Annotated in this window: 15 protein-coding genes; 10 read left to right on the top strand and 5 right to left on the bottom strand. The window is 47.6% G+C overall.

Annotation, left to right across the window (positions count from 1 at the left end; all coding sequences use genetic code 11):
* Positions 1–109: 109 nt before the first annotated feature.
* Positions 110–754 (top strand): hypothetical protein, encoded by a 645-nt coding sequence (locus tag BTA35_RS01290; RefSeq protein WP_077242618.1) that lies wholly within the window; start codon positions 110–112, stop codon positions 752–754.
* A 117-nt stretch (positions 755–871) separates the two neighbouring features.
* Positions 872–1,282, top strand: coding sequence for an alternative ribosome rescue aminoacyl-tRNA hydrolase ArfB (gene arfB, locus BTA35_RS01285; RefSeq protein WP_077242617.1), 411 nt, complete (start codon positions 872–874; stop codon positions 1,280–1,282).
* A 192-nt stretch (positions 1,283–1,474) separates the two neighbouring features.
* Here arfB and BTA35_RS01280 read toward each other — a convergent pair whose 3' ends face one another.
* Positions 1,475–2,515 carry an adenosine deaminase gene (locus tag BTA35_RS01280; RefSeq protein ID WP_077242616.1) on the bottom strand — a complete coding sequence of 347 codons (1,041 nt, stop codon included), beginning with the start codon at positions 2,513–2,515 and terminating at the stop codon, positions 1,475–1,477.
* A gap of 253 nt (positions 2,516–2,768) precedes the next feature.
* On the opposite strand from BTA35_RS01280, the gene BTA35_RS01275 reads away from it, so the two are divergent.
* The 3 genes from BTA35_RS01275 to BTA35_RS01265 all read left to right on the top strand — a co-directional run bounded on the left by BTA35_RS01275 (position 2,769) and on the right by BTA35_RS01265 (position 6,306).
* Entirely contained in the window at positions 2,769–3,935 is a 1,167-nt protein-coding gene (locus tag BTA35_RS01275; protein ID WP_077242615.1) for a p-hydroxyphenylacetate 3-hydroxylase oxygenase component, read from the top strand.
* Positions 3,936–4,029: 94 nt separating this feature from the next.
* On the top strand, positions 4,030–4,953 hold the full coding sequence (locus BTA35_RS01270) for a p-hydroxyphenylacetate 3-hydroxylase reductase component (protein WP_077242614.1): 924 nt from the start codon (positions 4,030–4,032) through the stop codon (positions 4,951–4,953).
* Positions 4,954–5,370: 417 nt separating this feature from the next.
* The gene (locus BTA35_RS01265) at positions 5,371–6,306 is read left to right on the top strand and encodes a p-hydroxyphenylacetate 3-hydroxylase reductase component (protein WP_077242613.1); all 936 of its coding nucleotides are present in this window, start codon (positions 5,371–5,373) and stop codon (positions 6,304–6,306) included.
* Positions 6,307–6,384: 78 nt separating this feature from the next.
* Here the strand turns inward: BTA35_RS01265 and BTA35_RS01260 are convergent, their stop codons facing one another.
* The 3 genes from BTA35_RS01260 to BTA35_RS01250 form a co-directional block, all read right to left on the bottom strand.
* Positions 6,385–6,708, bottom strand: a complete 324-nt coding sequence (locus BTA35_RS01260; RefSeq protein ID WP_077242612.1) for a helix-turn-helix domain-containing protein — start codon at positions 6,706–6,708, stop codon at positions 6,385–6,387.
* Between the two features lie 105 nt (positions 6,709–6,813).
* A complete protein-coding gene (locus BTA35_RS01255) occupies positions 6,814–7,086 on the bottom strand; it encodes a Txe/YoeB family addiction module toxin (protein ID WP_077242611.1) in 273 nt (90 codons plus the stop codon).
* Entirely contained in the window at positions 7,067–7,339 is a 273-nt protein-coding gene (locus BTA35_RS01250; protein ID WP_077242610.1) for a type II toxin-antitoxin system Phd/YefM family antitoxin, read from the bottom strand. The genes BTA35_RS01255 and BTA35_RS01250 overlap by 20 nt, the downstream gene beginning before the upstream one ends.
* Positions 7,340–7,412: 73 nt before the next feature.
* Between BTA35_RS01250 and BTA35_RS01245 the strand changes: the two genes are divergently transcribed.
* From BTA35_RS01245 to BTA35_RS01225, 5 genes are all read left to right on the top strand, one after another.
* On the top strand, positions 7,413–7,619 hold the full coding sequence (locus BTA35_RS01245) for a type II toxin-antitoxin system RelE family toxin (protein ID WP_238377458.1): 207 nt from the start codon (positions 7,413–7,415) through the stop codon (positions 7,617–7,619).
* A gap of 291 nt (positions 7,620–7,910) precedes the next feature.
* Positions 7,911–9,356 carry an SIR2 family protein gene (locus BTA35_RS01240; protein WP_077242608.1) on the top strand — a complete coding sequence of 482 codons (1,446 nt, stop codon included), beginning with the start codon at positions 7,911–7,913 and terminating at the stop codon, positions 9,354–9,356.
* An 11-nt stretch (positions 9,357–9,367) separates the two neighbouring features.
* Complete coding sequence (locus BTA35_RS01235; RefSeq protein WP_077242607.1) at positions 9,368–9,868, top strand: TIR domain-containing protein; 501 nt, start codon at positions 9,368–9,370, stop codon at positions 9,866–9,868.
* A 113-nt stretch (positions 9,869–9,981) separates the two neighbouring features.
* A complete protein-coding gene (locus BTA35_RS01230) occupies positions 9,982–10,518 on the top strand; it encodes a hypothetical protein (RefSeq protein WP_077242606.1) in 537 nt (178 codons plus the stop codon).
* 470 nt (positions 10,519–10,988) lie between these two features.
* Entirely contained in the window at positions 10,989–11,417 is a 429-nt protein-coding gene (locus tag BTA35_RS01225) for a GNAT family N-acetyltransferase (protein WP_160054883.1), read from the top strand.
* Positions 11,418–11,895: 478 nt separating this feature from the next.
* Here BTA35_RS01225 and hpaD read toward each other — a convergent pair whose 3' ends face one another.
* Entirely contained in the window at positions 11,896–12,822 is a 927-nt protein-coding gene (gene hpaD / locus BTA35_RS01210; RefSeq protein WP_077242604.1) for a 3,4-dihydroxyphenylacetate 2,3-dioxygenase, read from the bottom strand.
* Positions 12,823–12,830 lie beyond the last annotated feature (8 nt).

Genomic DNA, 12,830 nt, shown 5'->3' with positions numbered 1-12,830 from the left:
GGCATATCGTTTTTTGTCTGCGGATATAATCTGAAGAGGGTTCACGATCATAGCGTCGTGAACCCTTTTTTATTTCCCTGCGTAAAGCCTGTAAGTTCCGGAGATACTTATGCGCTATTACTCACTATTACCATTTTCTGCCATTATCGCCTTTAGTTTACTGACACTGCTGGTCAGCATCGGCTGGATTCCCCCCGGTGAAGCGATGCTTGAGCAGCTGAAGTCGAATCTCGGGGATAGTCAGAGCTGGTTGCTGTTATTGATTATTCTGGCTGAGTCCATTATCTATCTGGGTTTTTACTTTCCCGGTCAGTTTTTTGCTGTGGTGATCGTGGTGCTGTCTGAGCCAGACTTCAGCGATATGCTCTGGCTGACTCTGATGATGGTGGCGGCAGCGACGTTAGGCTCTTGCGTTAACTATGGTCTGGGTCGGATCTGGGGTGATCCAGCCCGCAGTGGTCATCAGGATTATACTTTGCGTAATCTGCTGCTGGCGATGCTGCACACCAATGCACTGGCGTTCTATATGTTTGCCCAAGGCGCAAACCGACATCCCTTTAAAGTGGTCTTGCTCTCTGGCCTGATCAACCTGCCCTATTACCTGCTGCTGATTGCCGGAACAGCGTTACTGAGTGACGAGGTGATGTATGTCGCTGAAACACCGGAAGTGTTGGCATTTTTTCTGACCGTCTGGTTCCTGGTGGCGCTATGGATGGATATCCGTAAGCGGGCGATACCGACTACGGATATTTGACATGTTACTGATAGGGCGTATCGTACGCACCGCTGACGGTTCAGAGCTTTTGTTCGCTTAGCCGAATATAAGCAGCGATAGGTCAGCTGAATATAAACAGCGATAAGGAGCACTCAGGTGTTACAGATATCCAATGCAGTGACCATTCCCGATGAGGAGCTGGAGCTGCAGGCTATACGGGCCCAGGGCGCCGGTGGTCAGAATGTGAATAAGGTGTCATCAGCGATTCACCTGCGATTCGATATTGCCGCTTCCAGTCTGCCGGAGTTCTATAAAGAACGTTTGTTGGCACTGAAAGACAGCCGGATCAGTAAAGAAGGTGTGCTGGTGATTAAAGCGCAGCAGTTCCGCACTCAGGAGAAGAACCGGGAAGATGCGTTACAGCGACTTAAGACGCTGATTCTGGATGCCACTAAGATTCAGAAAGCCCGAAGACCCACCAAACCCAGCCGTAACTCACAGAAGAAGCGGATGGATAAGAAAAATCAACGGGGACAGATTAAATCTCTGCGAGGAAAGGTGGTGTGATGAAACGATTTAAAGCGAGAATCCGCAAATTACCAGGCTATGAGTGTCGCAACAGGCCCGGCGGAAACCTTAACCTTAGCAACAAGGTTATGATTCAAACCTTTCAGGTAAAAAAGAGAGGGCTGCCGAATACACTGCACCGCAGTTTATCCGCCAGCCCTTTTTTATAAGCTGATTTTTTCTGCCCTGAGGTTAGCTAAAGTCTGCCACCACACGATCCAGCTCTGCCAACAGCTCTTTCTTACGGGCTTCTTCCGCCCAGCTGCCTTCGATACTGTTTCGGGTCAGGGTGATAATATCGTCCGCACTCAGGCCGACCGCCTGCTGCAACTGCATCAGATTCTCGTTCATATAACCGCCAAAATAAGCCGGATCATCGGAGTTGATGGTCGCCTTCAGGCCCGCTTGCAGCATGGCCGGAATCGGGTGGTCATTCAGATCTTTCACCACCTGTAGCTTCAGGTTCGACAGTGGACAAACCGTCAGCACCATCTGGGACTCTTTCAGCCGTTCGATCAGGGTGTCATCTTCCAGTGAGCGGTTACCGTGATCTACCCGGTCCACCTGCAGCAGATCCAGTGCCTGCCAGACATAGTCTGCCGGGCCTTCTTCACCGGCGTGGGCAGTGATCCTTAAACCCAGATCCCGGCAGGCGGCAAATACACCCTGAAACTTCTCCGGCGGATGCCCCATCTCAGAAGAATCCAGGCCTACGCCATAGATCTCATCCAGGTAAGGTTTCGCCAGCTCCAACGTCTCAAAAGCGCTCTCTTCCGGCAGATGACGCAGAAAGGACATAATCAGGCGATAACTGATGCCATGCTGGGCCCTGGCCTCTTTCAGCGCCTGCAAAATACCGTCAATCTGGGTCGCAAAGTCGATACCTCGCTCCAGGTGGCCCTGCGGGTCCCAGAAAATCTCTACATGGCGCACATTCTGGCTGTGAACTTTATCCAGATACGCACGGGTCAGATCATAATAATCCTGACGGGTCTGCAGAACATTCATCCCCTGATAGTAGAGGTCCAGAAACTCCTGCAGGTTATTGAACTGGTAGGCTTCTTTGAGAGCTTCCACTGAATCATAGCTAAGCGTAATACGGTTCCGTTTTGCGATAGCAAACATCAGCTCCGGCTCAAAGGAACCCTCAATATGCAGATGTAGCTCTGCTTTTGGCAGCGCCTGGATCAGGCGAGCGATTTCTGGTGGGGTTTTAGGGCTTAGCGCTGTCATTTGAGGTCTCCAATTCTGATGGTGTCATTCTAACGGATTGGTGTGCATGAGTCTGAAATTGAGTATAGCGTTTGCCTGCACAAATACAGGCAGAACATAAAAGTCCCATTTTTAGCGAGAAAATGTCATGTTTAGCCATGAGGCTTGCGTCCATAATTCATTCATCAACGCGGGTTAAGGCTTTCAGGCCTGAAGCCCCTCCGCCCGGTGCGGTTAATAACGAATACAACAACAATTATGTGGGTACAGTCTCATGAAACAGAACAACCCAATGCTGGATAAGCTCCAGGAAATTCTGCCTGCGATCCGTGCTAATGCGACTAAGACAGAAGAGCTGCGCAAGATTCCCCAGGACAACATCGACATGCTGCACGGCATCGGCCTGAACCGCGCCTTCCTGCCTAAGGCATACGGCGGCCTGGAGATCTCACTGCCGGAATTTACCGATTGTATCGCAGCACTGGCGGGTGCCTGCTGCTCAACGGCATGGGCTTACAGCCTGCTCTGTACCCATAACCATCAGATGGCGATGTTCAGCAAAGAAGCCCAGGAAGAGTTCTGGGGTGAGAACCCGGATGCGGTCGCGTCTTCCTCCATTGCGCCCTTTGGTAAGTACGAAGAAACTGAGGGCGGTATCATCTTTACCGGTGATATGAAGTGGAGCTCCGGCGTTGATCATGCGGACTGGATTATCGTCGGTCTGAACCGCATGGTAAACGATGAGAAAGTGTACAGTTTTGCCGTTATTCCCCGTAGCGAATTTACCATTATTGATGACTGGTACTCAGTTGCGATGCAGGGCTCCGGTACGAAGACCGCTCATATCGAAGGTGTATTTGTGCCTGAGCATCGTATTCAGGCAGCAAAAGATATGATGGAAGGCCGTCATAAAGGTCGTGAACTGTACCCTGACAGTAAAATTTATCACACGCCTTATCGCCCTTATTTTGCTTGTGGCTTCGCCGCCATGAGCCTGGGTGTCGCGGAGCGTATGATCGAAGTCTACAAAGACCTGACCAAAAACCGTGTCCGGGCCTATACCGGTGCTAAAGTGGATGGCTCTGTACCGCCGATGCTGCGTATTGCCGAGTCCTACCAGCAGGTGTGTGCGGCCCGTGCTTATCTGGAGAAAACCTGGAACGAGCATAAAGAGTATGGCGAGCGGCACGAATATCCTGATCGTTACACCCTGGCGCACTGGCGCACCAATCAGGCCTATGCCATCAAAATGTGTGTAGAAGCCGTTAACCGCCTGTGGGCAGTTATGGGAGCCTCTAACTGGTATGCCGACCGTGAAGGTCAACGCCTGTGGCGCGAGTCCAATATGACCGCAGCCCATGCTTACACCGATTATGATGTTTGCGCACAAATTATTGGCCGTGAGCTGTTGGGTCTTGAGCCTGATCCGTCTCTGCTGTAAATCGCCGTTCTGCCGGAGGTGCTCCGGCAGATCGCTATCTCTTTTCTCTTTCTGCGACTCTTCTCAGAATAAAAGCAAGAACAGGACAACAACCATGAGTACTGAATTTGACCCACGGGATTTTCGTCGCGCGCTGGGTAACTTTGCCACGGGTGTCACGGTTATTACCGCGTGTACACCTGAAGGTGTCCAAACCGGTGTCACGGCCAACAGCTTTAACTCGGTTTCCCTGGAGCCGCCACTGGTATTGTGGAGCATCATGAAAAACTCCGGTAGCGTTGAGGTTTTCGACAACGCCAGCCATTTTGCCGTGAATATTCTGGCGGCAGACCAAATTCCGGTATCGAACCATTTTGCCCGCCCGTCTGATGATAAGTTTGCCGATATCGAGTACGAAAAAGGCCTGGGTGATGCGCCTTTACTGCCGGACTGTTCGGCGCGCTTCCAGTGTGAGAGCTACCAGAAACTGGATGGTGGTGATCACTGGATTCTGGTGGGTAAGGTTGTCGCTTATGATGATTATGGCCGCGCACCTCTGCTCTATCATGGTGGCGCGTATTCCGCGGTGATTCCCCATGCCGGTGCTAAACCAAAAGATTCTGAAGCAACGGATGCGGGTCAGGAAAAGAATGACAAGCGTCTGGCAAGCAATCTGTATTATCAGATGCTTCAGGCGGTTAAGCGCTATCAGTCCGGTTATCAGCCGCTGCAGCTGGCCACCGGTCTGCGCACCATTGAAGCCCGTATGCTACTAACCCTGAATGATTTTGGCTCCCTGGCAACTCAGGATCTGGAAGAGCGTATCGGTATGCCGGATAACGATCTTCACGGCGCTGTTGAGACGTTATGCCGCAAAGGCTGGCTGACCCAGCAGGGTGGTCAGTTAAGCCTGACTTCAGCCGGTGCAGAGCAGGCGGAAACCCTATGGCGAGTCGCCAGTGAACGTCAGGATGAGGTTTTTGGACAGTTTTCTGAGGAAGAGTTAGCAACGTTCCGCAAGGTATTAGAGGCGGTCTGACCGGTTTTCAGGGTTGGTGCTGATTCCATCAGCACCATCCGCATCGATGATCTTCATTGTGTCTGAGCCGGGCCTGAATGCTTTAACCCCTACTGCATTCGGAATATACCTGGTCTGAGTTTGCCCGGTTTTGTAACCGGGCTTTTTTTGGTCTTTTTATCCTGTCGGAACCGTGTTTTGTCCGACTTTAGTCGATGTTAGCGAAGTCAGATAAAACAGGGCTGGACAACGACCTGCTATTCATAAATGCTACCCGCCCTGTGAAGCAGCTTACTGCGTTATACCGCGCTGTTTCTTCGGCTGTCCGTTAACTTCTTTGCTGTAAGCCTATCCGGCGGCAACGCTGTTGTTAGCGGTCATACCGGATAAAAACATAATAAGTTCAGACATGTTTAGTGAAAAACCAAGGCCCCTATTATGACTACTGCATTTGACCCGAAAGCATTTCGCCGTGCTTTGGGCAACTTCGCCACCGGCGTCACCGTAATTACTGCCACTGCTAAAGATGGACAGCAGGCAGGTGTTACCGCAAACAGCTTTAACTCCGTTTCCCTTGATCCGCCGCTGGTATTGTGGAGCATCATGAAAAACTCCGGCAGTGTTGAGATTTTTGATAATGCCAGTCATTTTGCCGTGAACGTGCTGGCGGCGGATCAGATCGATATCTCCAACCACTTCGCCCGCCCGTCTGATGACAAGTTCTCCAGCATTGATTACGGGAAAGGTCTGGGTGATGCGCCGCTGCTGACGGACTGCGCCGCTCGTTTTCAGTGCGCGAACTATGACAAAGTTGATGGGGGTGACCACTGGATTCTGATCGGTAAAGTTGAAGCCTTTGACGATTACGGTCGTGCACCACTGCTGTACCATGGCGGTACTTACTCTGCGGTTGTACCGCATGTGGGGGCTGCTCAGAAAAGCGCAGAAGCTGATGCCGCAGCGGCTGAGCAAGCCGATGCTGATCGTGAAAAAATGCTGGATAACAACCTCTATTACCAGATGCTGAGTGCGGTAAAACGCTATCAGCGTGGCTATTGGCCGATGCAGCAGGCAAGTGGCTTGCGGGTCGCGGAGGCTCACCTGCTGATGGTTCTGAAAGACCTTGGCTCGGTTAGCTTCAGCGCCATGGTTGACTATCTGTTGATGCCGGATCAGGACCTGGCCCCATCGGTTGAAAAGCTAAAGCGTAAAGCCTGGATAAGCGTGCAGGATGATAACCTGACCCTGACCGAAGAGGGGGCTCATCAGGCCGAAGCCTACTGGCAGCTGTCAGAAGACTATCAGGAAAAAGTGTTTGGTGATCTCACCGACGAAGAACTGGCGGTGTTCCGCAAGGTTCTGAAAAAGATCTGAGCTGTCAGACTTTGAACACAAAAAAACCGGATCAACTTGATCCGGTTTTTTGTCATCTGGAACAGATAAAACGGCTTGCTAATGATCGGCTGCTGCTGTTTCTGAGTTTTCATGCAGCAGGTAATGGGCGATATTGGATTGAGTAGGTATCAGACCCATCTGAATACCAAAGGGTTTAAATACCTTGTTGATCACACTCTGGGTCTGGCTGCCTTTGTTCTGCTCAATATCGGTCAGGGTACGGCGGCTGACACCGACCAGTTCAGCGTAGCGTGTTTGGGTAAAGCCCAGAACCTCCTTTCGGAGTTGTTGCAGAACTTCCCCTTGGGTCAGTTTGCCTTGTAAGTGCTGTCGTAACAGCTCTATCAGTAATGCCTGACGTTGGTCGGTGTTTAAGCTCATAACAGCCCCCAGCGTTTTAGTTTGTCATCCAGGTAATCAAAGCCCATTTTGAGCAATATGCTGCTCAAAAAACGCTGAATTCTTTGGTGGTGAGCAAAATATTGCTCATTTCTGGTCGTAATGCCCACCAATGGCAAAGATATAGATCGACTTATCATCGAAGCGATAGATCAGGCGATCTTTCTGAGAGATTCGTCGTGACCAGAGTCCGGAAAGATTATGCTTGAGCGGTTCGGGTTTCCCGATACCCGTTGCGGGATCGTCAGAACGCAGCATCTCTTTCAGCACCTTGCAGAGTGCTTTATGCAGGCGCTTATCTTTCTCCCGCATCGCCCCGTAGGCTTGCCATGTCTGGCCTTCAAATACCAAGGATCTCATTCATCTGCACATCCGTAGGCGTGTAACCCTTTCCTTGGGTATGGGTTTGCAGAGAGTCTGCAATCTGTTGCATCAGGTCTTTGTTTTGCAGAACGTGCAGGGTTTCCTGCTCACGTTCCCAATCTTCTGCGCTGATGACCACAAAGTCCTCACCGGCACGGCGGGTGACTTTCACCGGCTCATGCTGATCGGCAACCTGTTCAACGACAGCCTTTAGGTTATCGCGGAATTTGTTAACGCTGATTGTGTCCATGTGGAACACCTTTATGTACGAGGTTTCCGTACGATTATAGGGTTTGTAAACCGAGTTGCCAGCAATTATTTCCTTGAAGAGCAGGGTTGATCTCCATGATCGTAAATTAGCGCCACCCATCAAGAGCCAGTTTAAGAAGAAACTGGCAGAACGCCTGCTAAACCCTCACGTACCCGCGTCTAAGCTACGGGTGATCGACGATGAGATCGTCGTTTACGTACTGGCCGTCGGTAAGTGCGATAAAGATGCGATTTATAAAAATCTGTCTAAACGGATTTGATAGGTTTTTGGCATGAAGCTTCTTACGACTTAATGCTCAGTTTACCCGCTTGCGAGAATTGGATAAGCTGCAAATTCAATGAATTATAGGAACGGGCGCGACAATAACAGGCGCACGGTTATTGGCGTATATGCGTATGCGCGTTTAGCAGGGAAGCAGTCAGATCAGAAAACGGATTTTTCCTTTCTTATCAAACCCTTTCCTCAGTTTTCGACGGTATATTGAAATCGTCAGAACGCGCATGCCTATGATTAAAATGTTATGCGAATTTATTAACAATGGAGTTATCTATTGAAAGTTACTACTGATCAACAACGTCAACGATTTGTGCAAGAGCTACTTAAGGATCTCACCGAAGAGAATTTAGCTATTTTCGCTGGTGCAGGGCTATCCGCTCCGGCAGGGTTTGTTAGTTGGTCAGAATTGCTTCGGCCAGTAGCAGAAGAACTTGAACTTGAAATTGAAAAAGAAACTGATTTAGTTGCTTTGGCGCAGTACCACTGTAATTCAAACTTGGCTAATCGTGGAAAATTAAATCAGTTACTCATTAACGAGCTATCTGACAATGCAAAAATTACCGAGAACCATCAGATACTTGCCAGGCTTCCAATATCAACATATTGGACAACAAATTACGATAAGCTCATTGAGAATTCATTAAAAGAAACAGGAAAAATTCCTGATACAAAGTATAGAATTAAGCAGTTGAGCTTTACTAAACGAGGGCGAGACGCCGTTGTTTACAAGATGCATGGAGACATTGAACATCCTGATGAGGCTGTACTTACGAAGGATGATTACGAGACATACCACGTCAAAATGCAGCCATTCATAAATGCACTTAGTGGTGACCTTGTAGCAAAAACATTTTTGTTCCTAGGTTTTAGCTTTACTGACCCCAACTTAGATTACATCTTAAGTCGTGTGCGCGTTGCTTACTCTACGGATCAGCGGCAGCACTATTGCATTCAAAAACTTGTGGAGCCAAAGGATGGTGAACCTGAAGCTGACACGGAGTACCGAGCAAGAAAGCAAGAGTTATTTATTCAGGATTTACTTAGATTCGGAATAAAAACAATATTGGTCTCTAGCTATGCAGAAATAACGGATATTCTCCAGCAAATAGAGTGGGCTTTTAAAAGAAATACTATTTTCATTTCTGGCTCAGCGCATGAATACGGTAGGTGGGAGCCCTCAGTTGCGGAAAACTTCATTTACTCTCTAGCGAAAGAAATATCAAGTTTAGGATTTAGAATAGTATCTGGTTTCGGTTTAGGTGTTGGTAGCTCTGTAATTACTGGGGCGCTAGAACATGTTTATATGAGCGGGCTACGCTTGGATTCTGACCAATTAATACTCAGGCCATTCCCTCAGACTGAAGTTGGCACTCGACCAATCGCGCAAGTTTGGCATGACTACCGAACAGACATGATTTCATATTCAGGTATAGCCATTTTTCTATTTGGAAATAAATTGAAAGATGGAGAGGTAGTCGTTGCCGATGGATTGATCAAGGAATTTGAAATAGCAAAGTCAAATGGTTTGCTATTAATCCCTGTAGGGGCAACTGAATATGCAAGTAGACAGATTTATTGCCAACTTCTGAAAGAGGGGTATTTTGATAGTGATGCTTTTCCTGAAAATGCAAGAAAATTCATAAACCAAATTTGCGATAAAGAATCTGAGTTGACTACGATTCAGAGTGGAGTAATTGACTTACTAAAATCATTAAAATAAGGACGCTAAATATGCCTAAACGTAACTGTTTTTACAGCTTTCACTATTTACCTGATAACTGGCGTGCTGGAACAGTACGAAGTATCGGAGCAATTGATGGAAATAAGCCTACATCAGATAACAATTGGGAAACAGTTAAAAAAGGTGGGGATGCTGCGATAAAAAAATGGATTGCAAATGAAATGTCTGGAAAGTCATGCGTTGTAGTTCTTGTAGGCAGCAATACCGCAGATAGGAAGTGGATTAATCATGAAATAGTTAAGGGCTGGGACGATGGCAAAGGAGTCGTAGGAATTTATGTCCATGGACTAAAAGACAGTGGTGGTAACACCTCATCAAAAGGTAGCAACCCGTTTGATTATATTGGTTATGGAAACTCAGGAAAAAAACTATCGTCAATAGTGAAGTGCTACAACCCTACAGGGACAACTAGCCAAGAGAAATATGATTGGATCAGCAAACACTTAGCTAATGCTGTAGAAGAGGCAATAGAAATTAGGAAAAACAACTAAATTGAATTTTTCTCAATAGCGCATAACAAGGCACTGCTGTCGGACAAACTTTCCGCTGCGCTCCAAATTTTCCGCAGAGCGCGGCGCTATAGACTTTAGTTTGAGGATATGGGATGAATGAAAGACAACTAATTAAAGAAAAAAAGATTGCTGGTCATTGCAATGCGCTAGCAGAAGTAATAATTGCAATTCGCCCAACTTACATTAGCGCTGAGTTACAACAAAAGGCTTTTATTGAGACGATAATTGGCGCGGCTATTTGGTACATCCCAAAACCAACTGATGCTTGGACTGGTTTCATATCAAGGCAAGCAATAAAATCATTTCATCCTAAAAGTGACGTCGACAAACCAAAATTTAGTGAGGAGCATGTTTATCCACGTAAAGTTTCTGCTCGGCTATTGCTAGACAACTTGGGTCTAAATGGTGATTTATTATTAAATTTATTTACTAAAAAATACGGTCGCTTTCATTACATAACTCCAGGAGAGAATAAGGCCGCAATTCAATACCAAAAATCCTCGGTGTTCACGGAGCCAGAAGAAGTATATAAACAGGCAGGTATCGAGCTAATTCAAGTAATGAGAGAAGATATAAAAAATATTAAAAAACGCGATTTGTCGACAATTGAGCAGTATTTAAATGCATAACAAGCTAAGGCACGCAGGGCTCGCTTACGCTCGCCTGCGCTTAGGCTGTAGAAAAACCTCCCGAACTATGGTCTGATCGGGTTTTGAAACGCAGGAGGCGGTGATGGCTCGATTCAAGCACTACGACTACAACCAAACGTCGATGGTGGTGATCAATTATCAGGATCAGTTGCAGCCCGGTACTTTTGAGCATGCTCTGCATTACCCCCGTTTTTTATAAAGAGGCTGAAAAGCTATCTCTCTGTTTTTCACCAGCCTTAAGAGCCAATACACCCTTAAAATAGGCACTGAAAGCAGCATGAATCGAGCTTACAGACAGCCAAAGCTTAAAAAGGCCGGAAATACAGAATCAAGCAAGGGTTGCTGAAAAACCGGCAATCGAAAATAAACAACAGAAAGTGGGCTGTTGGTGGAAAAAACCGGTTGGAAAAGAGTTTTTCTACAGGCTCGTTATAAGTACGGAGAGTTTAGTGTCCAATATTCGAGCTGCAACACTGCATGATTCTAAATCAATTAATAATTTATCTCTTCATCTCGGTTATGGAAGTACTCCACAAGACTTAGCAGATGAAAGACTTAAATGTTTACTTGAATCAAAAAATGATTGGGTTTGGGTGTTTGAAGAATCGAATGATATTTTAGGCTGGATTCATTTATTTAAAGCTCATCGCGTTGCTTCGCCGACATTCTATGAAATAGGTGGTTTAGTTGTAGATCCTGAAACAAGGAATATGGGTATTGGCCGCAGGTTAGTTGAATTTGCTGTGAAGCACTCCGAAGCTCAAAAGTCAGAACTAAGAGTAAGGTGTAATTCTAAAAGGCTGGATTCACACTTGTTTTATGAAAAAACTGGATTTGTTAACTCCAAAAAACAGTTTGTATATCGAATGTCCTTATAACAAGTGCGTTAAATCCTACCTTTTGCAAAAGCCGGATGCCGGGGATCTAATCAAAGGCTCAGGTGGCGTTCGTAAAGTTTGATGGGCACCAGCGGGTTCGGGAAAGAGCGGTGGTATCAGAGCCATTTACTACTGGAAGAAGTCTGACCACGAGATATGGATGCTCACGCTGTACAGTAAATCAGAGCGCGCCAGTATTCCTGGCTATATGCTCAAGCAGATAGCGGAGGCAATTAAAAATGGGTGACAGGAACCTTGGGGCAGAAATTCTTGATGGCATCAATGAAATCAAGCAGTTCAAGAAGGGCAAATTGGCGCTACGAACCCACGAGTTATCAGAACCCTTACCGCCTAAAGTGATCAGGCTGAAGTTGAGCATGTCCCAATCAGCTTCACTGATCAAAGTGAGGTGTAAATTTAAAGCCCAAAAAAACCGGATCAATTGATCCGGTTTTTTGCGTTTAATAAGGCTTAAAACTTAAACCCGGCTCTCACCATAAGCCAGTTCAGCCTGCTTGGATGCCTGTGGCGCGGGTACTTTGCTGCCATCCTGCGGGGTTACCGGGAATACGCAGTTGATCTGTCCGGTGCCGGAGCTACCAAAGTAAGGCGTCAGCACTTCAGCTTTACCGTCATACCCTGACCAGCCCAGTGCGCCCAATAGCATGGCGGTGTCGTGCATCATACCTTCACCGTGGCCTTTGATGGCGTACTCCGGCAGCATGGTGCAGAACTTATCCCACTCGGCGTTTTGCCACATTTTCACCACTTCGTGATCCAGTGTTTCCAGGAAGGGGCTCCAAACTTTGTCGGAGAACTCCGGTGCCTGTCCGTTTTGCGCAAAGCGGTGAGACAGAGAACCGGAGGCCAGAATGGCAACGGTGCCATCGTAGTGTTTTTCAATCGCTTCACGCAGTGCCCAACCCAGGCGGGCGCTGTCATTCAGGTAGTGAACGGTGCACAGGGCAGATACCGAGATCACTTTAAAGTGGTTGTCCTGATTCATATAACGCATGGGAACCAGAGTACCGTACTCCGGTGCCAGGGTGGTGCTGTCGTGTGCCAGAGACTCTACACCCTGCTCGTTACACACTTTCGCCATCAGATTACCCAGCTCAGGGTTACCGTTCAGGTCATATTCCATATTGCTGATAAAGTGTGGCAGCTCGCCACTGGTGTAGTTGCCTTCCCAGTGCTCAGCGCAGTTGATGTGGTAGCCAGCATTGACCAGCCAGTGCGTATCAAATACCACGATGGTATCTACGCCCAGTTCACGGCAGCGGCGACCGATTTCGATATGACCATCAATCGCTTCCTGACGGCAGCCTTTACGTGGGCCATCCAGTTCCGAGAGATACATAGATGGTACATGTGTGATCTTGGCGGCTAGTGCAAGTTTTCCCATTGTTATTA

This window comes from Oceanospirillum linum (assembly GCF_001995095.2).
GTDB lineage: Bacteria > Pseudomonadota > Gammaproteobacteria > Pseudomonadales > Halomonadaceae > Oceanospirillum > Oceanospirillum linum.
The sequence above is the reverse complement of the archived record's forward strand: the minus strand, read 5'-3'. Positions and strand labels throughout refer to the sequence as shown.

Excerpts from the sequence above, each read along its gene's own strand:
- BTA35_RS01265 (WP_077242613.1), top strand. The coding sequence starts at position 5,371 with ATGACTACTGCATTTGACCCGAAAGCATTTCGCCGTGCTTTGGGCAAC.
- BTA35_RS01230 (WP_077242606.1), top strand. The coding sequence starts at position 9,982 with ATGAATGAAAGACAACTAATTAAAGAAAAAAAGATTGCTGGTCATTGC.
- BTA35_RS01275 (WP_077242615.1), top strand. The coding sequence starts at position 2,769 with ATGAAACAGAACAACCCAATGCTGGATAAGCTCCAGGAAATTCTGCCT.
- BTA35_RS01290 (WP_077242618.1), top strand. The coding sequence starts at position 110 with ATGCGCTATTACTCACTATTACCATTTTCTGCCATTATCGCCTTTAGT.
- BTA35_RS01235 (WP_077242607.1), top strand. The coding sequence starts at position 9,368 with ATGCCTAAACGTAACTGTTTTTACAGCTTTCACTATTTACCTGATAAC.
- BTA35_RS01270 (WP_077242614.1), top strand. The coding sequence starts at position 4,030 with ATGAGTACTGAATTTGACCCACGGGATTTTCGTCGCGCGCTGGGTAAC.
- BTA35_RS01260 (WP_077242612.1), bottom strand. The coding sequence starts at position 6,708 with ATGAGCTTAAACACCGACCAACGTCAGGCATTACTGATAGAGCTGTTA.
- BTA35_RS01255 (WP_077242611.1), bottom strand. The coding sequence starts at position 7,086 with ATGAGATCCTTGGTATTTGAAGGCCAGACATGGCAAGCCTACGGGGCG.
- BTA35_RS01280 (WP_077242616.1), bottom strand. The coding sequence starts at position 2,515 with ATGACAGCGCTAAGCCCTAAAACCCCACCAGAAATCGCTCGCCTGATC.
- hpaD (WP_077242604.1), bottom strand. The coding sequence starts at position 12,822 with ATGGGAAAACTTGCACTAGCCGCCAAGATCACACATGTACCATCTATG.
- BTA35_RS01250 (WP_077242610.1), bottom strand. The coding sequence starts at position 7,339 with ATGGACACAATCAGCGTTAACAAATTCCGCGATAACCTAAAGGCTGTC.